This is a genomic window from Mycolicibacterium tokaiense (assembly GCF_010725885.1).
In the GTDB taxonomy this organism is placed as follows: Bacteria; Actinomycetota; Actinomycetes; order Mycobacteriales; family Mycobacteriaceae; genus Mycobacterium; species Mycobacterium tokaiense.
Map to the genome: position 1 here is coordinate 2,392,958 of NZ_AP022600.1, position 23,606 is coordinate 2,416,563.

The 23,606-nt window shown below is 67.7% G+C and carries 20 protein-coding genes; 11 read left to right on the forward strand and 9 right to left on the reverse strand.

Features of this window, described 5'->3' with window-relative positions; translation table 11 throughout:
• Positions 1-12: 12 nt before the first annotated feature.
• The 4 genes from G6N58_RS11515 (at position 13) to G6N58_RS31045 (ending at position 5,652) form a co-directional block, all read left to right on the forward strand.
• Complete coding sequence (locus G6N58_RS11515) at positions 13-1,218, forward strand: cytochrome P450 (protein ID WP_068914841.1); 1,206 nt, start codon at positions 13-15, stop codon at positions 1,216-1,218.
• Between the two features lie 1,260 nt (positions 1,219-2,478).
• Entirely contained in the window at positions 2,479-3,288 is an 810-nt protein-coding gene (locus tag G6N58_RS11520; protein WP_147289333.1) for a cysteine peptidase family C39 domain-containing protein, read from the forward strand.
• Between the two features lie 16 nt (positions 3,289-3,304).
• Entirely contained in the window at positions 3,305-3,856 is a 552-nt protein-coding gene (locus G6N58_RS11525; RefSeq protein WP_115278605.1) for a hypothetical protein, read from the forward strand.
• Between the two features lie 536 nt (positions 3,857-4,392).
• Positions 4,393-5,652 (forward strand): hypothetical protein, encoded by a 1,260-nt coding sequence (locus G6N58_RS31045; protein ID WP_163908101.1) that lies wholly within the window; start codon positions 4,393-4,395, stop codon positions 5,650-5,652.
• Positions 5,653-5,740: 88 nt separating this feature from the next.
• On the opposite strand, the gene G6N58_RS11535 is transcribed toward G6N58_RS31045, so the two are convergent.
• The gene (locus G6N58_RS11535; protein ID WP_115281571.1) at positions 5,741-6,541 is read right to left on the reverse strand and encodes a crotonase/enoyl-CoA hydratase family protein; all 801 of its coding nucleotides are present in this window, start codon (positions 6,539-6,541) and stop codon (positions 5,741-5,743) included.
• Positions 6,542-6,610: 69 nt separating this feature from the next.
• Between G6N58_RS11535 and G6N58_RS11540 the strand changes: the two genes are divergently transcribed.
• The gene (locus G6N58_RS11540) at positions 6,611-8,254 is read left to right on the forward strand and encodes a medium/long-chain-fatty-acid--CoA/3-oxocholest-4-en-26-oate--CoA ligase (protein ID WP_115278604.1); all 1,644 of its coding nucleotides are present in this window, start codon (positions 6,611-6,613) and stop codon (positions 8,252-8,254) included.
• Positions 8,251-9,372: an NAD(P)H-dependent flavin oxidoreductase gene (locus tag G6N58_RS11545; protein ID WP_068914845.1), complete on the forward strand. Its 1,122-nt coding sequence runs from the start codon at positions 8,251-8,253 to the stop codon at positions 9,370-9,372. The genes G6N58_RS11540 and G6N58_RS11545 overlap by 4 nt, the downstream gene beginning before the upstream one ends.
• 7 nt (positions 9,373-9,379) lie before the next feature.
• Here the strand turns inward: G6N58_RS11545 and G6N58_RS11550 are convergent, their stop codons facing one another.
• Positions 9,380-10,462 carry a DNA alkylation repair protein gene (locus G6N58_RS11550; RefSeq protein WP_115278603.1) on the reverse strand — a complete coding sequence of 361 codons (1,083 nt, stop codon included), beginning with the start codon at positions 10,460-10,462 and terminating at the stop codon, positions 9,380-9,382.
• 49 nt (positions 10,463-10,511) lie between these two features.
• On the opposite strand from G6N58_RS11550, the gene G6N58_RS11555 reads away from it, so the two are divergent.
• Together G6N58_RS11555 and G6N58_RS11560 are read left to right on the forward strand one after the other, a co-directional pair.
• Entirely contained in the window at positions 10,512-12,062 is a 1,551-nt protein-coding gene (locus tag G6N58_RS11555; RefSeq protein ID WP_115278602.1) for an acetolactate synthase large subunit, read from the forward strand.
• A 56-nt stretch (positions 12,063-12,118) separates the two neighbouring features.
• Entirely contained in the window at positions 12,119-12,514 is a 396-nt protein-coding gene (locus tag G6N58_RS11560) for a VOC family protein (RefSeq protein ID WP_163908103.1), read from the forward strand.
• Here the strand turns inward: G6N58_RS11560 and G6N58_RS11565 are convergent.
• The 7 genes from G6N58_RS11565 to G6N58_RS11595 are packed head-to-tail and all read right to left on the reverse strand — an operon-like array spanning position 12,493 to position 21,289.
• A complete protein-coding gene (locus G6N58_RS11565; RefSeq protein ID WP_115278601.1) occupies positions 12,493-13,161 on the reverse strand; it encodes a helix-turn-helix domain-containing protein in 669 nt (222 codons plus the stop codon). The genes G6N58_RS11560 and G6N58_RS11565 overlap by 22 nt on opposite strands.
• Positions 13,158-14,252, reverse strand: a complete 1,095-nt coding sequence (locus G6N58_RS11570; RefSeq protein WP_115281569.1) for a 3-ketosteroid-9-alpha-monooxygenase, oxygenase component — start codon at positions 14,250-14,252, stop codon at positions 13,158-13,160. Before G6N58_RS11570 ends, G6N58_RS11565 begins: the two co-directional genes overlap by 4 nt.
• A gap of 32 nt (positions 14,253-14,284) precedes the next feature.
• Positions 14,285-15,835: an FAD-binding protein gene (locus tag G6N58_RS11575; protein ID WP_115278600.1), complete on the reverse strand. Its 1,551-nt coding sequence runs from the start codon at positions 15,833-15,835 to the stop codon at positions 14,285-14,287.
• The gene (gene casI, locus G6N58_RS11580; RefSeq protein ID WP_115281568.1) at positions 15,835-17,478 is read right to left on the reverse strand and encodes a steroid-22-oyl-CoA synthetase; all 1,644 of its coding nucleotides are present in this window, start codon (positions 17,476-17,478) and stop codon (positions 15,835-15,837) included. The genes G6N58_RS11575 and casI overlap by 1 nt, the downstream gene beginning before the upstream one ends.
• Position 17,479: 1 nt before the next feature.
• Positions 17,480-18,994 carry a long-chain-fatty-acid--CoA ligase FadD17 gene (gene fadD17 / locus G6N58_RS11585; RefSeq protein ID WP_115278599.1) on the reverse strand — a complete coding sequence of 505 codons (1,515 nt, stop codon included), beginning with the start codon at positions 18,992-18,994 and terminating at the stop codon, positions 17,480-17,482.
• Positions 18,995-18,996: 2 nt separating this feature from the next.
• A complete protein-coding gene (locus tag G6N58_RS11590; protein ID WP_115278598.1) occupies positions 18,997-20,094 on the reverse strand; it encodes an acyl-CoA dehydrogenase family protein in 1,098 nt (365 codons plus the stop codon).
• Positions 20,095-20,107: 13 nt separating this feature from the next.
• A complete protein-coding gene (locus G6N58_RS11595; protein ID WP_068914854.1) occupies positions 20,108-21,289 on the reverse strand; it encodes an acyl-CoA dehydrogenase family protein in 1,182 nt (393 codons plus the stop codon).
• A 134-nt stretch (positions 21,290-21,423) separates the two neighbouring features.
• On the opposite strand from G6N58_RS11595, the gene G6N58_RS11600 reads away from it, so the two are divergent.
• The 3 genes from G6N58_RS11600 (at position 21,424) to G6N58_RS11610 (ending at position 23,596) form a co-directional block, all read left to right on the forward strand.
• On the forward strand, positions 21,424-21,615 hold the full coding sequence (locus G6N58_RS11600) for a ferredoxin (protein ID WP_068914855.1): 192 nt from the start codon (positions 21,424-21,426) through the stop codon (positions 21,613-21,615).
• 14 nt (positions 21,616-21,629) lie between these two features.
• Positions 21,630-22,544, forward strand: a complete 915-nt coding sequence (locus G6N58_RS11605; protein ID WP_068914856.1) for a 3-oxoacyl-ACP reductase — start codon at positions 21,630-21,632, stop codon at positions 22,542-22,544.
• A gap of 287 nt (positions 22,545-22,831) precedes the next feature.
• The gene (locus tag G6N58_RS11610; RefSeq protein WP_068914857.1) at positions 22,832-23,596 is read left to right on the forward strand and encodes an MlaE family ABC transporter permease; all 765 of its coding nucleotides are present in this window, start codon (positions 22,832-22,834) and stop codon (positions 23,594-23,596) included.
• Positions 23,597-23,606: the final 10 nt, after the last annotated feature.

Consider the following 23,606-nt stretch of genomic DNA (forward strand, 5'->3'; position numbering starts at 1 on the left):
AGGGAGATCCTGATGACGAGCACGCTGCCCGGCCTCGATGTCGACCTCGCCGACGGCAACTTCTACGCCGACGGCAACGCCCGCGAGGCCTACCGGTGGATGCGGGCCAACCAGCCAGTGTTCCGCGACCGCAACGGCCTGGCCGCGGCCGCCACCTACCAGGCGGTGCTCGACGCCGAACGTAATCCGGAGCTGTTCTCCAACACCGGCGGTATCCGGCCCGATCAGCCCGGCATGCCCTACATGATCGACATGGACGATCCCGCTCACGTGCTGCGGCGCAAACTGGTCAATTCCGGCTTCACCCGCAAGCGGGTGATGGACAAGGTGCCGTCCATCGAGCGGCTGTGCGACACCCTGATCGACGGGGTGTGCGAGAAAGGCGAGGCCGACTTCGTCCGCGACATCGCGGCGCCGCTGCCGATGGCCGTCATCGGGGACATGCTGGGTGTCCTGCCCGAAGAACGCGACATGCTGCTGCGGTGGTCCGACGACCTGGTCTGCGGGCTGTCGTCCACCGTCGACGATCTGGCGATCCAGAAGCTGATGGAGACCTTCGCCGCGTACACCGCCTTCACCATGGAAGTCATCGCCGACCGGCGGGCCGCGCCGCGGGATGACCTGTTCTCCATCCTGGTGAACGCCGAGGTCGAGGGACAGCGGATGTCGGACGACGAGATCGTCTTCGAGACACTGCTCATTCTCATCGGGGGCGACGAGACCACCCGGCACACCCTGTCCGGCGGCACCGAACAGCTGCTGCGACACCAGGACCAGTGGGCACAGCTGGTGGCGAACCCGGAACTGCTGCCCGGCGCCATCGAGGAGATGCTGCGCTGGACCTCGCCGGTGAAGAACATGTGCCGCACGGTCACCGCCGACACCGAGTTCCACGGCACCGAGCTCAAGGCCGGCGAGAAGATGATGCTGATGTTCGAGTCGGCCAACTTCGACGAAGCGGTGTTCGGCGATCCGGAGAATTTCCGGATGGACCGAAACCCGAACAGCCATTTGGCTTTCGGCTTCGGTACCCACTTCTGCCTCGGCAATCAGCTGGCCCGGCTGGAACTGAAGCTGATGCTCACCAAAGTGCTCGCGCGGCTACCCGATCTGCGGCTGGCCGATCCCGGTGCGCTGCCGCTGCGCCCCGCCAACTTCGTCAGCGGCTTGGAGTCGATGCCGGTGGTGTTCACCCCGAGTTCCAAGTCCGCCGGTTAGGCCGTTGCTGAGTCTGACTGTTTTACGTGCCAGTGAATAGTTTGTGAGAGTCGTCTTCGGGCGCGGAGAACGCCTCATCGGTTCTCTTGGCGGTGCGCCAGTGTTTGCCTGGGTTGCCGCTGAATCCGACGCGGACGGGTCGGCGTCTGCGGGAGGCTCAAAGCTGGTCACGGGGTGATCCTCGGCGTCAACGGTGGCCCACTCTGGCAGGCTTGACAGCCTGGATATGCCAGCGATGGCTTCCGCAGTTCCAACCATGCAATCGTTGTGCCCGCTGTCGATCCTGCGCGCGGTCTGTGTACATCAACGACAGCGGATACAAGGACAACCGTGTCCGGCAATGCGCACCATCTATTGCGCAGCAGTCGTGTGGTCGTGGCAATGCAGTGGATATGAGGTACTCGTCCCCAGGCACCCGGCAGTCGCGGAACCCGCGATGGCAACTCGAGAGTGGGCTGGGGCTCGTCGGCGAATTCATCGAGGAACCACCGTGAATTCATAGCTAATTGACGCTTACGTAGGTACAGTGCTCCCAGCAACGTCAATCGACTGGCAGCGGATTGGGGATTTCGGGTGGCTTCAGATCGGGTTCTGGCTCGGGCGAGCGCGGGTGTCGTTGCGTTCGGTGTTGGCCTGTTGGTTGCCACCGGTGGGGCAGCAGTCGCGTCGGCAGAGTCGGGCGACGGCGGGAGTTCGTCTTCACGGTCTTCTGATCGCGACAGCTCATCCAGTGGAAGTAGCTCGTCGAGTCGTCCCCGAGGTGATTCTCCGTCGCGTTCGTCGGACTCGGGTAGCGACTCATCGAGCCGTCGCGCCGCGAGTTCTGACCGCTCAGCAACGGCGGATCGGCAACGTTCGGCTGCCCCGGATTCGGCTCGCGAAAACTCCGGCGAGCCCAGGACCTCGCCAGCCGCATCGTCTGGGGAGTCGGACCCCACCGACACCGAGGGCTCGGCGCTGCCCAGTCGTTCGTTCGGTTCCCACGAGCAGCGGGACCGAGTGGACGTCACCGAGTCCGACTCGACGCCCGACGCTTCACCCGTCGGCTCGATCGGTGCAGAATCGCACGACGCCGCACATTCCGCGGCCGCGAAGCCGCGGCCAGAGGCGGTGGCACAGCCGGAGTCGGCCCCGGCTGACGTTGTGCCCTCCGTGCGGACTGTCGCCGCGCCCGTGGTGCGGATCTCGGCGCCGAGGGTTGCCGAAGACTCGCGCACTCGTGTGATGGCGCTGCGCGAGTCAGCGACTTCACTTGCGGCGGTGACTGTTTCACCGAATGACCCGGGCGACCCGGCGGTGCCGGCATCGGCGGCTCTGGTCAGTGCACTGACCGTGGCTCGTCGGGACCTCGAATTGCAGCAGATGTACGGCGATCCCAGCCGCAACGCCCGCTTCTACGTCACGCAGAGCTCGGGCAACTGCGTCTTGATGGCCACCGCGATGATGATCGGTCAGCTCACGGGGAAGACACCCACCGAACGTCAGATCGTCTTCGAGGCCATGCGCACTCCCAGTGGAGCTCTGCCCGGCAAGATGATGTACTGGGGCCTGAAGAACGACTCACGCTGGGCCTACTACTCGGATGCGCAGAAGCTGCTGCAGCACCATGGAATCGAATCCGACCGCACCACGTACGCAGGTCGGCCCGACGATGCGCTCGAGGCGCTCAAGACCTCGCTGAATGATCCGGACAACGCCGTCTTGGTCTCAGTTCACAGTCCGACCATCTACCAGGCGTTGTGGGGACGTGGGTATGTTCCCCCCGGCCCTGAGGTCCGGCAGAACCACGCCATTGTCGTCCTCGGTGTCGATACCGTCACCAACACCGTGTACGTCAACGACAGCGCGGCCATCTACCACTACCTGGGAAAGGCGGTCCAAGACGGGCAGAACATGGCGGTTCCTCTCGATGTCTTCATGGGAGCCTGGGGTACCGGTGACTACATGTCGGTGGTCGGCAAACTGACGAGTGACCCGGTGGCTCCCACGACGTGGCTGAACAACAGCCCTCGTCGGAACTCGCTGGATCCTGGCAGGCAGGATCACCTGGACCACTTCCGTAACAGTTGAGGGCGCGGTCTCGACGGTGGACGGCGTGTTGGCGGCGGTGGCGACGACAATCGGTCGGTTGACCGGTCGTGTGCCCACCGAGCCGCAGATGGTCTTCGATGCGATGCACACGCCCAGCGTCGTGAAACCGGGGGCGATGATGTACCGCGGCAGCAAGACTCAAGACCGTGTTGACCTCGCCGACGGATTGCGACTGCTACAGGGGCATGGCATCAGAACCACTCGAATGGTCTGTGAAAAGGTTTGTTCCGCAGCAGATTTCCTGGACCTACAGCAGATGTTGTCAGCCCGTGGTGTAGAGGTGCTGGTGGGGGTCGATGAAACCTTCGCGGTGGTGTGCGGGTCTGATCGTGCCGGCGGCACGTTGACGTTGTGCAGTCCCCGCGATGGCGTGTCGGAGGTGCCGTTGGACGAGTTCCTGTCGAGGTGGGACCTGCAGATCATCACTGCCCAACTGTGCTCGGAACCCGAGGCGCGAACCGTGACCTGGCGCAAGCTCCGTCCGCGGCGCGAGTCTGCGGGTTCGGTGCCGGTGGACCGTTCACATCATCTCCGGGGCAGGCGGTAGCCTGCCGGCTCCTGAGTTGGTTTGCTGCAGTCGCTCCGATATGGCCCTGCGGATAGTGCCTGGTGCTGGCCAAATTAGTCGCAGATCTCGACTGCTGACTGCGAAATAAGCTGTAGTAGCGCTAGTTAGGCTGTGTTCTGCGCTCGCAGGTGGCCGAGGGCGAGATGCGTGATCGACATGGATGAGATGCCTTCACCATTGTGCTTGACACTTTGCTGTGAAGATCTTAGATTTATGGTGCCCAGCCATGCTCGGGCGTTACCAGGCCTGCCGGAACCGCGATGGGCCACTACACTCTAGGGGGCCTCCGCGTGTCCAAAGACTCTGTGACACAAACACAGTCGACATCGGTATCGGTACGCTCCTACCTCGCAGCAGGAGTCATGGGCACTGCGATGGTGGGATTGGGTGTCGCGCTGGCGACCGCGCCGGCGGAGCCTGCGTTCTCGGGCATCGAGATTCGGCTTGTGTCGAATGAAGCGGAGCTCGCAACGGAATGCGCGCCATCCGGGGCAGCGGCCGGCGAGAACTGTGGTGTGTCCTCTCGCGTCGGGAGCTCCGTGGCGCCGGCGGCGTTCGTCGCGACGCTGCCGACGGTGATCGGCTCCGGGGGTTGGCTGATCGGTGACGGACTCGATGCCGTCGAGGGTTGCGTGGGGACAGCGTGCAACGGTGGCAACGGTGGACTGCTCTGGGGTAATGGTGGCGACGCACTCAATGGTGGTCGCGGTGGCAACGCCGGGTTCCTGTTCGGCGACGGTGGAGCCGGTGGTGCGGGTTACGCCGCCTACTACGATCCCGAAACCGGTGAACGCCTGGCCCCTACGGCCGGTGGCCGTGGCGGTAACGGTGCGTTCCTGTTCGGCAACGGCGGCATCGGCGGCGACGGTGGTAGTGACGTCAACGCGCTCAACTCCTCAGTGGCCGCGGAGAACGACGCTGTGGGTGCGCGTGGCGGCAACGGCGGTAACGGCGGGATGTTCGGCGGCAGCGCCGGTGACGCCGGGTGGGGCGGAGATGCGTTTTCTGCCAACGGAAATGCTACCGGGGGGGCCGGCGGCACTGGAGGCTCGGCGACCAGGGGCAACGGCGGCTGGGGAGGTGATGGCGGCAACGCCGAGGCCTATGTCGGTGACGCGACAGCGGGCTCGGGCGGAACCGGCGGCAACACCGTCAACGGGAACGGCGGCGCAGGCGGTTGGGGTGGCGACGCGGTGGCCTATTCGAAGGGTGCCGTCGCGACGGGCGGCAACGGCGGACGCGGCGGCGATGCGGTGCTCGGTTCAGGAGGTGCCGGCGGACGCGGCGGCATCGGGACACCGGAGGACGAAGCCGACGGGTTCGGTGGTAACGGCGGAAGCGGTGGCTCCGTCGTCGTCGGCAACGGTGGCAACGGCGGCAACGGCGGTGGGGGCGACGCCCTGAACGGTGGCGGTACCGGTGGCAAGGGTGGCAACGGCGGCGATTCCGCGCTGGCCGGTACCGGTGGTAACGGCGGTGCCGGTGGTTACGGCCAGGTATGGGGCGATGATGAGGGCGTTTCGAGCGACAATGCCACCGGCGGCGCGGGCGGTTCAGGCGGGCGCGGTGGTCTCGTTGCCGGAGAGGGCGGCGACGGTGGTGACGGAGGCGACGCGACCATCCCGGCGGAGCCAGGCGGAACCGGTACCCCGACGGCGGGTGCGGGCGGAAGCGGTGGATCGGGTGGGCTCGGCGGTAGCCGCGGTGAAAGCGGCGAAGACGGCACCGCAGGTCGCAGCGATCCGGTGAGCGACAACTCGGGCGACGACGACTGAGGTCGCCGGTCCGGACACCGCGAGCAGACGCAAACTCGGATTGAGCGGGCTCGGATCACCCGAGTTCGCGTCTGCTCGGCAATGGTCCCTACTTCATCTGGAAGTTGGGCGCCCGCTTCTCTTTGAAGGCGCGCGGGCCTTCCTTGGCGTCATCGGAGAGGAACACCTCGATACCGATCTTGGTGTCGATCTTGAACGCGTCGTTCTCGTGCATGCCCTCGGTCTCGTGGATGGACCGCAGGATCGCCTGTACGGCCAGCGGCCCGTTGTTGTTGATCACCTCGGCGATCTCCAGCGCCTTGTCCAGGGCGGACCCGTCGGGCACGACATAGCCGATCAGCCCGTAGTCCAGTGCCTCGGCGGCGGTGATGTGGCGCCCGGTCAGCAGCAGATCGCAGGCGATGGTGTACGGGATCTGACGCACCAGGCGCACCGCGGAGCCACCCATGGGATAGAGGCTCCATTTCGCCTCGGAAATTCCGAATTTGGCGCTCTCCCCGGCGATGCGGATGTCGGTGCCCTGCAGGATCTCGGTACCGCCGGCGATCGCCGGACCTTCCACCGCCGCGATCAGCGGCTTGGTCAGCCGGCGGCCCTTGAGCAGCCCGTCGATCCGCGAGGGGTCATAGCTGCCATCTTTGAACGAATCGCCCGGCGGCTTGGCGGTGGCGGCCTTGAGGTCCATGCCCGCGCAGAAGTAGCCGCCGGCGCCGGTGAGGATGCAGGTGCGGATCTCCGGGTCGTTGTCCACCCGGTCCCACGCCTCGACCATGATCGAGAGCATCTCAGTAGAAAGCGCGTTGCGGGCCGCCGGCCGGTTCAGCGTCACGATCAGAGTGTGTCCGCGCTGCTCAACGAGGGCGTCGGGCTCTTTCTGGGGCTCGCTCACGGGCATCCGCCTTCCTGCATCATCGCCAGAGACTTGTCTAGAAATGTAACACGTTCTAGTTTAGGTTCTGTGGCCCTGAACATTGCCGATCTCGCCGAGCACGCCATCGACGCTGTGCCAGACCGTGTCGCCCTGATCTCGGGTGACGAGCAACTGACCTACGCCGAACTGGAGGACAAGGCCAACCGCCTCGCCCACTATCTCATCGACCATGGTGTCAAGAAGGACGACAAGGTCGGGTTGTACTGCCGCAACCGCATCGAGATCGTCATCGGCATGCTCGGCATCGTCAAGGCCGGCGCCATCCTGGTCAATATCAACTTCCGCTACGTCGAGGGCGAGCTGAAATACCTGTTCGAGAACTCCGACATGGTGGCGCTGATCCACGAGCGCCGCTACGCCGACCGGGTGGCCAATGTGCTGCCGGAGACGCCGAACGTCACGACGGTGCTCGTGGTCGAAGACGGATCCGAGGACGACTACTCGTCCTACGGCGGTGTGGAGTTCGAGGCGGCGCTGGCCGAGGGTGCACCGGAGCGTGACTTTGGCCCGCGCAGTGAAGACGACATCTACCTGCTCTACACCGGCGGCACCACGGGGTTCCCCAAGGGCGTGATGTGGCGGCACGAAGACATCTACCGGGTGTTGTTCGGCGGCACGGACTTTGCGACGGGCGAGCCGATCAAGGACGAGTACGACCTGTCCAAGCAGGCCGCCGAGAACGCGCCGATGATCCGGTACCCGATTCCGCCGATGATCCACGGCGCCACGCAATCGGCCACCTGGATGGCGCTGTTCTCCGGCCAAACCGTGGTGCTGGCACCGGAATTCGACGCCGACGAGGTGTGGAAGGCGATCCACGAGCACAAGGTGAACCTGCTGTTCTTCACCGGTGACGCGATGGCACGCCCGCTGCTCGATGCCCTCGAGGCCAACCAGGACAGCTATGACCTGAGCTCGCTGTTCCTGCTGGCCAGCACGGCGGCGCTGTTCTCCACCAGCCTGAAGGAAAAGTTCCTGGAGCTGCTGCCCAACCGGATCATCACCGACTCCATCGGATCCTCCGAAACCGGGTTCGGTGGCACCAGCGTGGTCGCCAAGGGGCAATCGCACACCGGCGGGCCGCGGGTCACCATCGACAAGAACACCAAGGTGCTCGACGAAGACGGCAACGAGGTGAAGCCTGGCTCGGGCGTGCGCGGCATCATCGCCAAGTGCGGTCATATCCCGGTCGGCTACTTCAAAGACGAGAAGAAGACCGCCGAGACCTTCAAGACGTTCAACGGCGTCCGCTACGCCATCCCCGGCGATTTCGCCGAAGTCGAGGCCGACGGCACCGTGACCATGCTGGGTCGTGGCTCGGTCTCCATCAACTCCGGCGGCGAGAAGATCTACCCCGAAGAGGTGGAGGCCGCACTCAAGGGCCACCCGGATGTCTTCGACGCTCTGGTGGTCGGGGTGCCGGACGAACGTTTCGGTCAGCATGTGGCCGCCGTGGTGCACCCGCGGGAAGGCGCCCGACCGACGCTGGCGGAACTGGATGCGTTTGTGCGCACCGAGATCGCCGGGTACAAGGTGCCGCGCAGCCTCTGGCTGGTGGACGGGATCAAACGCTCACCGGCCGGGAAACCCGACTACCGCTGGGCCAAGGACACCACCGAGGAACGTCCCGCCGATGACGTCCACGCCAAGCATGCAGGAGTGAAGGCATGAAAACAGAGCTTTGTGAGCGCTTCGGAATCGAATACCCGATTTTCGTCTTCACGCCGTCGGAGAAGGTGGCAGCCGCGGTCACCAAGGCCGGCGGGCTGGGGGTGCTCGGGTGTGTGCGGTTCAACGACGCCGACGACCTGGAGGACGTCCTGCAGTGGATGGACGCCAACACCGACGGCAAGCCGTACGGCGTCGACATCGTGATGCCCGCCAAGGTCCCCACCGAGGGCACCAGCGTCGACATCAACAAGCTGATCCCGCAGACCCACCGCGACTTCGTCGCCAAGACCCTGGCCGACCTCGGGGTGCCGCCGCTACCCGAGGACGAAGCCAAATCCGAAGGCGTACTGGGGTGGCTGCACTCGGTGGCCCGCAGCCACGTCGAGGTGGCGCTCAAGCACCCCATCAAGCTCATCGCCAACGCGCTGGGTTCCCCTCCCAAGGACGTCATCGACCAGGCGCACGCGGCCGGGGTCCCGGTGGCCGCGCTGGCCGGGTCGGCCAAACATGCCCGACGACATGTCGACAACGGCGTCGACATCGTCGTCGCCCAAGGCCATGAGGCCGGCGGGCACACCGGTGAAATCGGTTCGATGGTGCTCTGGCCCGAGATCGTCGACGCAGTCGGCGACAGCGCTGCGGTGCTGGCGGCCGGCGGGATCGGGACGGGCCGTCAGGTGGCCGCCGCGATGGCACTGGGCGCCCACGGCGTCTGGATGGGCTCGGCCTTCCTGACCTCGGCCGAGTACGACCTCGGGGTGCGCACCGAGGGCGGCACCTCGGTGATCCAGCAGGCGTTGCTGGCCGCCGATTCCAGCGGGACCGTGCGCCGCAAGATCTACACCGGCAAGCCGGCGCGGTTGCTCAAGAGTCGCTGGACGGACGCCTGGGACGCCGAGGGTGCCCCCGATCCGCTGCCCATGCCGCTGCAGAACATCCTGGTCAGCGAGGCCCACCAGCGGATGAGTGAGTCCAGCGACCCGACCACGGTCGCGATGCCCGTCGGGCAGATCGTGGGCCGGATGAACGAGATACGGCCGGTTGCCGACATCATCGCCGAACTGGTGAGCGGTTTCGATCAGGCCAGCAAGCGGCTCGACGACATCCGGGAAGGCTGAGCGCCCGTCATCCGGGCAGCAGCTCGAATTCCGCTCGCGTCGAGGGTTTTCCGTTGACCCGCAACTCGATGGCGTGGCCACCCGGGTAGTACGTGCGGGTGGTGATCGCGCGGAATGAGTGCACCTTGCGCACCGTGTGCTCCTCACCCGGGCCCAGGGTGGTGGTGGTCAGCTTGAACACCTTGTGCGACTGTCCGCCGTTGGCTCGGCGGTGGTGCACCGCGTAGTCGATGGCCAGCCGGGCCGGTTCCGCACCGTCGTTGCGGACGGTGGCGGAGAACTCGACCTCGCCGCCGAAGGGTACTGCTGAGCGGGTGAGCACCGGCCCGTCGACGGTGACGGTGGCCGCGGCGAACCCCAGCAGTTCCAGCGCCCCCGGATCGCCGCGTTTGACCAGGGTGCGTAAGGCGTGGCGCACCAGGGCCGGGGTGTTGTCGTCCGGCGCGGCGAGCCAGCGTCCCGCCGCGTCGACCACCAGGGCGGGGTGGTCGCGGCTGAGGTCGTTGAGGTGGTTGGCCACCGACCGGCGGACCACCGGATCGGGATCGCGGTACAGCGCATCGAGGACCGGAACCATGATGCCGGGCGCGTTGAGGATCTGCGGGACCCGGATGGCCCAGGGCAGATACGGGCGGGTGCCCTCCGAGGCGAGGCGGCGCACGGCGGGGTCCGGCGAGCCGGTCCACTTCACGATGATGGGCAGGGCCCGGTCGATGTCGTGACGCAGCAGGGTGCGGATGGCGAACTCGGCGCTGAGCTTTCCGGTGATCTCGGCCAACAGTGCCATCGCATCGTCGAAAGCCACTCGGGTGCCGTCGGATACCGCGCGCTGGGCGACGGCGGTGCTGACCGGCCAGACCATCCAGCCGTCGAGCTCCGCGGCCCGGACCACCTCGGCCAGGACTGCGGGATCACCCGGGACGTCGGCCAGCAGCGCATCGCGCAACAGGTCAGCCCTGGCCCGCAGGGGCAGCGGTGCCAGTGCCGCGCCCGCAGCGCGCAGCTGCGGCGCACTGCCGGTCACCGCCTCGACGGCATCGGCCAGCGCGTCGGCGGTCGCGCGGTTGATCAGTTCCTCGGCCAGCGGCATGGCGCGATGGTAGCGGCGACCTCGGACAGTGCGGGCGTATGTTGGCAGCGTGAACGGAGCCCGGGCACTGCTGAACACGCTCGTCGACGGCGGTGTGCAGGTGTGCTTCGCCAATCCCGGCACCTCGGAGATGCACTTCGTGGCCGCGCTGGACGCGGTGCCGCAGATGCGCGGGGTGCTGGGCCTTTTCGAGGGTGTGGCGGCGGGCGCCGCGGACGGCTACGCGCGGATCACCGGGAGACCGGCTGCGGTCCTGCTGCACCTCGGTCCGGGGTTGGGCAATGCGATCGCCAACCTGCACAACGCGCGCCGTGCCCGGGTTCCCGTCGTCGTGGTGGTCGGCGACCACGCCCTCGATCACAAGAAGTACGACGCGCCCCTGGAGTCGGATATCGATGCGCTGGCAGCCACCGTGTCGGGCTGGGTGCGGCGCAGCATGCGGGTCGAGGATGTCGCCGCCGACGCGGCCGAGGCCATCGCGGCCGCGCGCAGCGGTCAGGTGGCGACGCTGATCCTGCCCGCGGACGTGTCGTGGTCCGAGGGAGCCGCGCCGGCCCCGCACACGGCACTCGGTGCTGATGCCCCGGTTGACACCGCTGCGGTGGACGACGCCGCGGAGACCCTCACCTCCGGTGCCCCGGTGGTGGTGCTCACCGGGGGAGACGCCAACCGGCGCCCCGGCTTGGACGCGGCGGCGCGGGTCGCCACCGTCGGCGAGACCCGGTGGCTGTGCGAGACGTTCCCCACTCGGCTGGAGCGCGGCGCCGGACTGCCCGCCGTGGACCGGCTGGCGTACTTCGCCGAGGCGGCCGAAGAGCAGCTCGCCGGGGCGTCGCACCTCATCCTGGCCGGAGCCGCCTCGCCGGTGTCGTTCTTCGCCTACCCGGGCCGGGCCAGTGACCTGGTGCCCGCCGGCTGCCAGGTGCACCGCCTGGCCGGGCCCGAGGGTGCGGCCGCCGCGCTGTCCGCGTTGGCCGAGACGGTGGCTCCCGGCGCGTCCGCGCCGCTGGCCGCCGCGGTCCGGCCGGAACGGCCGACCGGCCCGCTCACCTGCTTTGCCATCGCCCGGGCCGTGGGCGCGCTGCTGCCCGAACGCGCGATCATCGTCGACGAGGCCAACACCGGTGGCGTCGGACTGCCTGCGGCCACCGCCGGTGCGCCGGCCCACGACGTCCTGACCCTCACCGGCGGCGCCATCGGCTTCGGGATGCCGGCCGCCATCGGCGCTGCCGTGGCCGCGCCTGACCGTCCGGTGCTCTCGCTGCAGGCCGACGGCTCGGCCATGTACACGGTGTCCGCACTGTGGACGCAGGCCCGCGAGAAACTCGACATCACCACAGTGGTGTTCAACAACGCGGTCTACGACATCCTGCGGGTGGAGCTGGCACGCGTGGGCGTCGACGGTGGCGCCGGCGCCAAGGCGAGCGATCTACTCGACATCGGCCGTCCGACACTCGATTTCGTGTCGATTGCCCAGGGGATGGGTGTTCCCGCCCGCCGGGTCAGCACCGGCGAGGAGCTGGTGGCCGCACTCGAGGAGGCATTCGGCGAGCCCGGACCGCACCTCATCGACGCGGTGGTGCCGTCACTGCTGGGCTGACGACGTTGTCCGATTCGTCCACGACCCGCCCGACCGCTGCTGCCTACCGTTGCTCCATGAGCATCACCTTGACCGCCGCCTGCATCGAGATCGTCGCGTCCGATCTGGACCGTTCGCTGGCCTTCTACCGGCTACTGGGACTCGACATCCCCGCAACCGAGGGACCGCACGTCGACGTGGAACTACCGGGCGGCAACACCCTCGCCTTCGACACCGAGGACACCATCGCAGCGATGCACCCGGGCTGGAGCCCGCCGGCCGCCGCGGGCCGGGTCACCATCGGCTTCCAACTGCAATCCCCGGCCGACGTCGACGCGCTGTACGAGACGGTGACGTCCGCCGGACACCACGGTGTGTTGACACCGTTCGACGCCCCGTGGGGACAGCGCTACGCGACGGTCGCCGACCCGGACGGGACGTCGGTGGATCTCTACGCGCTGTCGCCGAGCTGACGCAGCGGAACACCCGCCAGGGCGCGGCACTCGCGGTGCAGGTGCGGGTGATCGGCGTAGCCGGCCCGGGCCGCGGCGTCGCCCAGGCTGACTCCGGCATCCATCAGCGCCAGTGCCCGACGCAGCCGCAGGATTCGGCGCAGCATCGCCGGGGGGTAGCCGTACACCGTGACGCACTGGCGTTGTAATGTGCGGGCGCTGTAACCGGCGTGGGCGGCCACTGTGCTCACCGCGGCACCGGTGGCCAGCCCGTGGGTGATCGACCGCAGCACCGGCAGCGACCACGGGGCTGTGCTCGAACACGCCTGCGTCGCAGCCAGTTCCATCACCGCAGCAGGCAGCTCGGCGCCCGCCAGGTCGGGACGCACCTCGCTCAGCGGCACCCGCAGATCACGCAGCTCCGCGGCGGACACACCGAGCAGCCGCGGCAATACGCCGGGACGGAAGCGCACACCTCGGGCGTGGGACCGCTGACGACTCAGGTGCGCACCCGTGTCCGGCCCGGCGACGACGAGCCGACCGTCGAGGTCGATCAGATCCATGCACCCGTCCGGCAGCACCCGAACCTGCCGGGACCCGCGCGATGACCACACACACTCGGCGAGCTCGCGCAGCGGTGCCGGTGGCCGGGCCTCGCGATAGCTCACGTCTCGACGGTAACCCGTCTGGCCAGGTTCTGCCGCACCTCGTCCTGCCAGATGTCGTAGGCGTGCGTGGTGTCGACCTCCTGCTCGAAGCGGTCGGTCATCTCCGGTGCGACATCGGCAGCGTCGACGTAGAACTGCTCGTACCAGCGGCGGTGCTGGTACACCGCACCGTCCTCCTCGGTGAGCAGCGGATTGTCGATCCGGGTCTTGTTCTTCCAGATCTCCACGTCCTCGAGGAAGCCGTCGCCGAACGACTTGCTCATGGCGGCAGCCAGCTTGACCGCTTTGTCGGCGGGCAGGCCCTCCATCGCCTGCACGGCCACCCCCCACTGCAGGCGGAACGAGTTGTGCGTGACGGGATAGTGGCAGTTGATCAGGGCCACCTCGACGGTGAAGCCGGGCGCGAGGTCGTTGTGCAGCCAGTTGATCATGTAGGCGGGCCCGAAGTACGTGGCTTCCGATCGCAGATACGTTCCCTCCCACACCTTGTCCGGATCGGCCATGTAGTCGGCGCGGGGTTTGGATTCCATGAACTGGCTGGCCGTGTGACCTTCGATGACGTTCTTGAAGTAGGTCGGGTAAGCGTGGTGGATGTAGAAGAAGTGCGCCATGTCGACGTTGTTGTCGACGATCTCACGGCAGTGCGCGCCCTCGATGAGGACCGAGCTCCATTGCCACGGTGACCATCGGCCGTCGTCGTAACCCTCGATGGTGGGCGGGGTCAGTTCCGGTGCCGGCGTGGACCCTTCGGGGTCGTGCCAGACCAGCAGCTGTCCGTTGACCTCGGTGGTGAGCCAGCTGCGGGTGCGCGCCAGCCGCGGGGTGCGTTTGGCGTAGGGCACCAGCGTGCACCGACCGTCGCCACCCCAGCGCCAGTCATGGAAGGGACACGCCACCTGGTCACCTTTGACGCTGCCCTGGGCCAGATCACCGCCCATGTGCCTGCAGTAGCCGTCGAGTACGTGCAGGGCACCGCCGGAATCGGCGAACACCACGAGTCTGCTGCCGAAAGCGTTGATGCCGTGCGGTTTGCCGTCCCGGAACTCCTCGGCCAGTCCCAGGCAGTGCCAGCCTCGGGCGAAGCGGGTCATGGCGGCGCCGGTGTCGATCTCGCGGATCTCGCTCACGCTGGTTGTCCTTTCACCATGTCCAGCACAGCCAGGTGGCTGAAGACCATGCTGGTGCCGATCGGGTTCCCGCCACCGGGATAGGTGGTTCCGCTGGGGGCGGCCATCGTGTTGCCCGCGGCGTAGAGCCCGGGGATGACGTCGCCGCCGGTGTCGAGCACCCGCGCGGTGGCATCGGTGCGCAGCCCACCCTTGGTGCCCAGATCCGAGACCCCGAACGCGGCGGCGTGGAAGGGTGGTGTCACGATCGGCGCCAGCGGCGACGCACCGCCGGAGAAGGCGCGGTCATACGGCTCGTCACCGCGGCCGAAGTCCTCGTCGATCCCGCGTGCGGTGAACTCGTTGAACCGTGCCACCGTCTGCACCAGATTGTCTGCGGGAACACCGATCCGGGCGGCCAGCTCGTCCAGGGTGTCCGCGGTGTGCCACAGGCCGGCGTCGACGTAGCGCTGCGGTTCCATCATCGAGACATTGGTGGCCTTGACCGGCGGCACGAGGCCTTCGGCGTCGTCGTAGACCATCCAGTACGGCAGCGTCACCGCGCCGTCGGCCATCGCCGCCAGCACGCTGCGGCCCAGCCGGTCATAGGCCTGGGACTCGTTGGTGAACCGACGGCCCGCGTCATCGACGAAGATGCCGCCGGTGAACCACAGTGAGAACGCAGACCGTCCATCGGGGTGCGTCAACCCGGGTGACCACCACGCCTGGTCCATCAGATCGGTGTCGGCGCCGGCGGCGATGGCCGCCAGATGCGCCAGACCCTGATTGCCCCACGGTCCCATGGTGTCGCGAGAGGATCCGGGCACGTGGTACTCGGCGCGCATCTGCTGGTTCTGTTCGAACCCGCCCGCCGCAAGCAGCACGCCGCAGCGGGCACGGATGGAGCGGGTGGTGTCGCCCTCGGTGATGACGGCACCGGTGACCCGGCCGTCCTCAAACACCAGCTCGGTCAGGGCGCTGTTCAGCGAGACGGCGCTGTGCGGATACTGCCGGGCCGCCAGCAGCAGCCGGGCCACCAGGGCCCGACCGCCGACGAAGTAGTCATCGGGGATGGCGGCACCGCGCCATTCGGTGTCCAGCGGACCGCGCACCAGCTCGCGCAGATCCGCTGCCGCCGAGACCCGAAGCGCCTTGGCGGCGATGTGGCGCATCCCGTCGCCGCGGGCCTTGGGCGCCGTGCCGAAGTAGTCGGGCCACGGCAGCACCTGGAACCGCAGCAACTCGTCGGACTCCAGGTAGTCGATCAACGGTGCCCCGGCGCGGACGTAGGCCTCCTGCAGCGCGCGCGGTGTGCGGTCGCCCACCACCGCGGTGTAGTACTCCAGAGCATCGGCGATGGTGTCGTCACCGCCGGCGCGGGCCAGAACGGCGTTGGCGGGAAACCACATTCCGCCTCCGCCGGAGTATGCGGTGGTTCCGCCGAACTTCTCGGTGGCTTCGACGAGCTGGACCTGCAGGCCTTCCCGGGCGGCGGTGTACGCCCCGGTGAGCCCGCCCGCCCCGGACCCGGCCACCAGGACGTCGCATTCACTGTGCCAGTCGACCATCAGCGAGCCCTGCGGTGGTGTGCGAACACCGCGTCCATGGTGTCGCGGTCGGCGGCCGTCATCAGCCGGTAGTTCGGGGCGCCACGGCCGACCCGGAGATGGACAGGATCACCGCAGTCGTCCCAACGCTGCTCCTGCAGTTCGCGTTTGAGGATCTTGCCCGATCCCGTCACGGGAAGACCGGTGGACAGTCGCACCATCTGCGGCACGCCTTTGCGGCCCAGATCGGCCGCGGAGGCCAGGAATCCGGCGAACGCGGCCATGTCGAAGGCAGCCGGATCGCCCACCTCGACTGCGGCCATCACCTGGTCTCCGGAGCGTGGGTCGGGGACGGCGTAGACCGCCGCGGCGATCACCTCGGGGTGACGTCGCAGCACCCGCTCGATGGTGAGCGCGGAGGTGTTCTCCCCGTCGACCCGGATCCAGTCGCCGCGCCGGCCGGCGAAGTAGAGGAAACCGTCACCGTCGACGTAACCGAGGTCGCCGGTCCAGTACCAGCCGTTGCGGAGTCGCTCGGCGTCGGCGGCGTCATTGCGGTAGTAGCCTTCGAAGTCGCGTGCACCGAACTTGTCGACGATCTCGCCCACCGCGGCCTCGGCGTTGCGCACCCGGCCGTGCGCGTCCAGAATCGCTGTGGCGCAGGTCTTCAGATTCTCTGGATCCACGATGGTGATGCCGGCGTGTGCGGGCCGCCCCAGAGCCCCGGCCGGGGCGGATCCGTCGGGCACCGCCGCGTTGCCGCCCTCGCTGGAGCCGTAACCTTCGAACAGCTCCGCCCCGAATCGCCGCCGGAATTCGGCCTGGTCTTCCGGCGAGGCCTCGGTGCCGAAGCCCCGGGTCAGGGTGTTCTCGCCGTCGTCCGGAGCCTCGGGGGTGGACAGCAGGTACGCCAGGGCCTTGCCGACGTAGGTGAAGAACGTGGCGCCGTAGTACCGCACGTCGGGCAGGAACGCCGAGGCCGAGAACGTCGGGGTGAGGCAGACGGTGGCACCCACGGCCAGCGCCGGTGCCCACAGGGCCATCAGGGCGTTGCCGTGGAACAGCGGCATGCAGCAATAGTCGACATCGCCGCGGTGGTGCCCGAACTTGTCCACCGCGGTGGCGGCGATGCGGGCCAGCCTGCCCTGGCTGCACCGGACAGCCTTGGAGGTGCCGGTGGTACCCGAGGTGAACAACAGCAGCAGCAGTGACTCCGCACTCACCCCGTCGGCCATCGATGGGGTGCTGCGATGCCGGTCCACCAGCGCGCGGTAGGACGGGTCGTCGATCACCAGGGTGTCGAGGGCAATGCCGGACAGGCGGCTGCGGCCGGCGGTGTCGGTGACGATGAAGGCGCAGTCGGCGTGGTCGATGTCGGCGGCGAGGTCACCGTCACTACGGGTCGGGTTGAGGCCGACCACCGTGGCGCCGGACAGGGCTGCTGCGCCCAGCCAGAAGACGAAGTCCGCGACGTTGGGCAGCAGGATGCCGATGTGCAGCGGTGCGTCCGGAAAACGACTGCGGTGCAACTCCGTTGCCAGGGCTGCCCGGCGTGCGGATTCGATGACCACCTCGTCCCACGTCCAGTCTCGATCCCGGGTACGTAGTCCTGGGTGCTGGTCACCCACCCGGGACATCAGCATCGCCGCGATGCTGTCGGCCATCTCAGACCGCTGCCCGGCGCCGGGTGATGGCATGCACCTCATCAGAGCACTGCGTGCCTTCGGCCGACAGGTGGCGCTTGAGGATCTTGAAGGTCTCGGTGCGCGGAAGCGTGTGTGCCAAACGGACATACGACGGCCACTGCTTGGGGCCGAGGTCCTCCTGCCGGGACAGGAAGTCGCCGAAGGCCTCGACGTCGAAGGCGGCGCCGTCGGCCAGCACCAGGGCGGCCATCACCTGGTCTCCCACGGCCGGGTCGGGGATGGGATACACGGCTGCTTCGAGGACGTCGGGGTGGCGCAACAGGATTCGCTCGATCGGCGCGGTGCCCAGGTTCTCGCCGTCGACCCGCATCCAGTCGCCAAGGCGGCCCGCGAAGTAGGCGAACCCATCCGCGTCGCGGTACGCCAGATCACCGCTGTGGTAGACGCCGCCGGCCATCCGTTGCGCGTCGGCCGCGGGGTCGTTGTAGTACCCCATGAACTGTCCGGGGCCCGTGCGGTTCACCAGCTCACCCACCACACCCGGCGGGCAGGGTTCGCCGGTCTCGACGTCGGCGATGTCGACTCCGTTTGTCAGGGGTCCCAGGGCGCCGTCGGGAGTGTCGGGGGTACGCGCAATCGCCACGCCGCCCTCGCTGGAGCCGAAGCCGTCCACCACCTGCACATCGAACCGCCGGGCGAACCGGTCGAGATCACCGGGTGCGCCTTCGTTTCCGTAGGCGACCCGCAGCGGGTTGTCGGCGTCATCGGGCCGGGGCTCGGCGGCCAGGATGTACGACAGCGGCTTGCCGACATAGTTGGCATAGGTGGCACCGAACCGGCGCACGTCGGGGAAGAACTGCGATGCCGAGAAGCGGCGGCGCAGCGCGATCGAGGCACCCGCCGCCACGGCAGGACCCCAGCCCGCCATGATGGCGTTGGAGTGGAACAGCGGCATCGACAGATAGCAGGTGTCCGAGGGGCCCAGGCCGAACCGCTGCGCCAGCATCACACCCGGGAAGGCCACCTTGGCGTGGGTACACCGCACGGCTTTGGGGTCACCGCTGGTGCCGGAGGTGAAGATCAGCATGAACAGCTCGTCGGGATCCACCGTCGGGAACTGCACGGGCGCGCCGCGAAAAGAGTCCAGTTCGTCAATCCACGAGTCGGATTCGACGTCCAGCGCAGCGATACCCGCCTGCGCTCCGGTGCGGTCGGACAGGACGAACTGGCAGTCCGCGTGATCGATGTCGCGCCGCAGCGCCGCCCCACGCCGGGTCGGGTTGAGCCCCACCGGGACCAGCCCGCCGAGGGCGGCGGCCACCAGCACGGAGCTGAAGAAGGGGGTGTTGCCCAGTAGCACCCCGACGTGCGGCGGCTTGTCCGGATCCAGGCGGGCGCGCAGCGCCGCGGCCAGGTCGGCCCCATCCTGAATATGCCTGCGCCAGCTGCGCAGCGGCGTCTCGGTGCTGCAGACACCCTGGGCGTCGACGTCCGCCAGCGGAGCCAGGAGCCCGGTGACGGTGGGCTGATCCATGATCAGACGGGAGTGTCGGCCAGCTCGCGGCCGATGGACAACAGCGCACCCGTGGCGCTGCCGAGGGCGAACTCGGTCTGTTTGGCTGCCAGGAAGTACCGGTGCACCGGGTGATCGACATCGATGCCGACACCGCCGTGGACGTGCACCGTGGTGTGTGCCACCCGGTGCCCGGCTTCGGCCGCCCAGAACGCCGCGGAACGCACGTCGATGTCGGCGGGCAAATCCTCGGACAGCCGCCAGGCCGCCTGGGTGAGCGTCAGCCGCAGCCCCTTGATGTCGATGTAGCCGTCGGCCAACCGTGACGACACCGCCTGGAAGCTGCCGATGGGCCGGTCGAACTGTTCGCGCTCGCGCGCGTAGGCGGCCGTCAGCTCCAGCGCGCGCTCCAGTACACCGAGCTGGAAGGCGCTGCGGCCCAACAGCATGGTGGTGTGTAGCCAGTCCAGCACGTCCTGGCCGCCGACCAGCCGGTCGGCACCGAGCTCGACGCCGGCCAGTTCGAGGTGGCCCACACTGCCCAGGCCGGTGGTCTCCAGCGGAACCAGAGTCGCGCCGGCATCGTCCTTGGCGACCAGGAAAACAGCGGTGCCCGAGCTGGTTTCCGCCGGAACCAGATAGGCATCGGCCACCGGGCCGTAGGCCACCTGGGTGCGGGTGCCGGTCAGGCGATACCCGCCGTCGGCCTCGGTGGCTTGCACGGGGCCGTCGCCCATGTCCCCGTCGAGGGCGATGGTCAGGATCTTCTCACCCCGGACCGCCGGTGCGGCCCACTGGTCCTGCAGCTCGTTGCCGCCGAACCGGGCCAGCGCGCCGGCACCGGCCACCGCGGATTCCAGGTACGGCACGGCGGCGATCTGGCGCCCGAGTGCCACCAGGACGGCAACCTGTTCCAGGATGCCGAAGCCGCCCCCGCCCAGGGATTCCGGAGCGGCGGTGGAGACGATGTCGGCGTCGTTCAACTTTCGCCACAGCTCGGTGTCGAAGCGGTCGGGCAGCCCGTCGAGTGCGCGCTGATGCTCGGGCGTGCACACCGATTCGGTGATGGTACGGGTGAGCCCGCCCAGATCGTCGGCGGCTTCTGTACTGGAGAAGTCCATGAAAAGTCCTGTCCTACCGGTTCACTCGGGGCAGGCCGAGAGCAACCATGCCGATGATGTCGCGCTGGATCTCGTTGGTGCCGCCGCCGAAGGTGAGGATGAGCGCCGAGCGGTGCATCCGTTCGATGCGGCCACGCAGCAGCGCACCGGGTGACCCGGCCCGCAGCGTCGCGGACGTGCCGAGGACCTCCATCAGCAACCGGTAGGCCTCGGTGGCCAGCTCGGTGCCGTAGACCTTGGCAGCCGAGGCGTCGGCGGGGGAGGGCGCAGCGTCGGCGGCGGACGCCAGCTCCCAGTTGATCAGCTTGAGCACCTCGGCCTTGGCGTGCACCCTGGCCAGGTTCAATTGCACCCATTCGGAATCGATGAGCCGTTTGCCGTGGATGTCCTTGGTGTTCTGCGCCCACTCCCGGACTCCGCCCAGAGCGACATAGATGGGTTGTGCGGAGACCAGGGCCACCCGTTCGTGGTTGAGCTGGTTGGTCACCAGCTTCCAGCCGGCGTTCTCCTCGCCCACCAGGCTCGAGACCGGGACGCGCACGTCCTGGTAATACGTGGCGCTGGTGTCCACGCCGGACATGGTGTGTACCGGGGTCCAGGAGAAGCCCTCGGCCGTCGTGGGCACGATCAGCATCGAGATGCCGCGGTGCTTCTTGGCCTCGGGGTTGGTGCGCACGGCCAGCCACACGTAATCCGCATAGGCGATCAGCGAGGTCCACATCTTCTGACCGTTGATGACGTAGTCGTCGCCGTCGCGAACAGCGGTGGTGCGCAGCGACGCCAGATCGGTGCCTGCGCCGGGTTCGGAGTACCCGATCGAGAAGTGCAGTTCGCCGGCGGCGATCTTGGGCAGGAAGAACTGCTTCTGTTCGTCGGTGCCGAAATGCATGATCGTGGGCGCGACGCTGTTGATGGTGAGGAACGGCACCGGGACGTTGGCGATGGCTGCCTCGTCGTTGAAGATCAGGCTCTCCATCGGCGTGCGTTCCTGGCCGCCGTACTCCTTGGGCCAGTTGAGGGTGAGCCAGCCGTCCTTGCCCATCTGGGCGACGGTCTCGCGGTAGACGTTGCCGCGACCCATCTCGCCGTCGCCGGACGCCAGCGCCTCGGCGCGCTCGGGGGTCATCAACGCGGAGAAGTACGACCGCAATTCGCGGCGCAGATCCTCCTGCTCGGGGGTGTAGCCGATGCGCATTGCCCTCTTCCTCACTGCTCGGGTACGTCCGCAACCGGGCTCGGGTTTATCATCCTCGTTGTAACACGTTCTAGTCTTGGGGTCCAGGATGGGCCGAGCGGCCTGCGAGGCCGCCGGGTCGCGAGGAGGGTGTCATGCGCGTTGAGGTTGACCGGGATCGGTGTGAGGGCAACGCCGTCTGTGTGGGAATTGCGCCGGATCTGTTTGATCTGGACGACGAGGACTACGCCGTCGTGAAGGTGGACGAGATTCCCGAAGATCAAGAGGATCTGGCCGAACAATCGGTGGCCGAATGCCCGCGCGCCGCCCTGATCCGCAAAGACTAGAGGTAATCGTAAAAGTGACTTCCGCAGCAGCCGGTATCGATCTGTCCGGCAAGGTCGCCGTGGTGACCGGGGCCGCAGCCGGGCTGGGCCGCGCCGAGGCCATCGGCCTGGCGCAGTCCGGCGCCGTCGTCGTCGTCAACGACATGGCCGCGGCGATCGACAAATCTGACGTGATGGACGAGATCGCCGCCGCCGGTTCCAAGGCCGTCACGGTGGCCGGGGACATCAGTGCCCGCGCCACCGCCGACGAGCTGGTGGCCACGGCCGACGGCCTCGGCGGTCTGGACATCGTGGTCAACAACGCCGGCATCACCCGCGACCGCATGCTGTTCAACATGTCCGACGAGGACTGGGATGCGGTGATCGCGGTCCACCTGCGGGGACACTTCCTGCTGACCCGCAACGCGGCCACCTACTGGCGGGACAAGTCCAAGGAGGCCGGTGGCCCGGTGTACGGCCGGCTGGTCAACACGTCGTCGGAGGCGGGGCTGGCCGGCCCGCCGGGGCAGGCCAACTACGGGGCCGCCAAGGCGGGCATCACCGCGCTGACCATGTCGGCCGCGCGTGGGCTGGAGCGGTACGGGGTGTGCGCCAACGCCATCTGCCCCCGCGCCCGGACGGCGATGACGGCCGACGTGTTCGGCGCTGCACCCGAACTCGGCGACGGAGAGGTGGACGACCTGTCGCCGGAGCACGTGGTGACCCTCGTCCGATTCCTGGCCTCGCCGGCCGCGGCCCGGGTCACCGGTCAGGTGTTCATCGTCTACGGTCCGTCGGTGACGCTGGTCGCCGCACCCGTGGCCGAGCACCGGTTCACCGCCCCCGGATCGTCGTGGGCACCGGCAGACCTCAGCGACGCGCTGGCCGGGTACTTTGCTGAACGCGATCCGCAGGATGGCTTCTCGGCAGTCGGCTTGATGGGCAACTGAGGTAGTCATATCGTCCCGCGCGTCAGAACCGTTAACTAGAACACGTTTCAGGATGAGATTTGCCTCAGGGTGGCTGACCTGGACAAACCTGACAAATATGTCTCATCTGGCCGTTCTTTGACACTGTGAACGTGTTCTAGTTACTATGATCCGGCTCACAGGGATCGGCGTGCAAAAACCCGGTGTGACCGGCACAAGTCCGGGTTGGTCGATTAGCCCCATGAGCCTTCGCCAAGCCTGTTAGAGTCCGGAATCCGAACCCAGTGCCGACGAGAAGGGGACCGACGTTGATCTCTCGTCTGGCGGTTCCCGCGCGGGCGGTCGGTGGGTTCGTCGAGATGACCTTCGACACCTTCCGGGCGTGCTTCCAGCGGCCGTTCCAGTTCCGCGAGTTCCTCGACCAGACCTGGATGATCGCGCGGGTGTCCCTGGTGCCCACGTTGCTGGTCGCCATCCCCTTCACCGTGCTGGTGGCGTTCACCCTCAACATCCTGCTGCGCGAGATCGGCGCGGCCGACCTGTCCGGCGCCGGAACGGCTTTCGGCACCATCACCCAGCTGGGCCCGGTGGTCACGGTGTTGGTGATCGCCGGGGCGGGGGCCACCGCGATCTGCGCAGACCTGGGGGCGCGCACCATCCGTGAAGAGATCGACGCCATGCGGGTGCTGGGTATCAACCCGATCCACCGCCTGGTCGTTCCCCGGGTGCTGGCTTCCACTTTCGTCGCCCTGCTGCTCAACGGCCTGGTGTGCGCCATCGGCCTGTCGGGCGGTTATGTCTTCTCGGTGTTCCTGCAGGGGGTCAACCCCGGTGCCTTCATCAACGGGTTGACCGTGTTGACCGGGTTGCCGGAACTGCTGCTGGCGGAGGTGAAGGCGCTGTTGTTCGGCGTCGTCGCCGGGCTGGTGGGCTGCTACCGCGGCCTCACCGTCGCAGGCGGTCCCAAGGGCGTCGGCATCGCCGTCAACGAGACCGTGGTCTACGCGTTCATCTGTCTGTTCGTCATCAACGTGATCATGACGGCCATCGGCGTCCGGGTGCTGGACTCATGACGGGATCGGA

Bases quoted from the DNA above. Each gene is read 5' to 3' on its own strand.
- G6N58_RS11515 (WP_068914841.1), top strand. From the start codon at position 13: ATGACGAGCACGCTGCCCGGCCTCGATGTCGACCTCGCCGACGGCAAC.
- G6N58_RS11595 (WP_068914854.1), bottom strand. From the start codon at position 21,289: ATGCGCATCGGCTACACCCCCGAGCAGGAGGATCTGCGCCGCGAATTG.
- G6N58_RS11550 (WP_115278603.1), bottom strand. From the start codon at position 10,462: ATGCCGCTGGCCGAGGAACTGATCAACCGCGCGACCGCCGACGCGCTG.
- casI (WP_115281568.1), bottom strand. From the start codon at position 17,478: ATGGCCGACAGCATCGCGGCGATGCTGATGTCCCGGGTGGGTGACCAG.
- G6N58_RS11575 (WP_115278600.1), bottom strand. From the start codon at position 15,835: ATGGTCGACTGGCACAGTGAATGCGACGTCCTGGTGGCCGGGTCCGGG.
- G6N58_RS11600 (WP_068914855.1), top strand. From the start codon at position 21,424: ATGCGCGTTGAGGTTGACCGGGATCGGTGTGAGGGCAACGCCGTCTGT.
- G6N58_RS11570 (WP_115281569.1), bottom strand. From the start codon at position 14,252: ATGACCCGCTTCGCCCGAGGCTGGCACTGCCTGGGACTGGCCGAGGAG.
- G6N58_RS11560 (WP_163908103.1), top strand. From the start codon at position 12,119: ATGAGCATCACCTTGACCGCCGCCTGCATCGAGATCGTCGCGTCCGAT.
- G6N58_RS11590 (WP_115278598.1), bottom strand. From the start codon at position 20,094: ATGGACTTCTCCAGTACAGAAGCCGCCGACGATCTGGGCGGGCTCACC.
- fadD17 (WP_115278599.1), bottom strand. From the start codon at position 18,994: ATGGATCAGCCCACCGTCACCGGGCTCCTGGCTCCGCTGGCGGACGTC.
- G6N58_RS11545 (WP_068914845.1), top strand. From the start codon at position 8,251: ATGAAAACAGAGCTTTGTGAGCGCTTCGGAATCGAATACCCGATTTTC.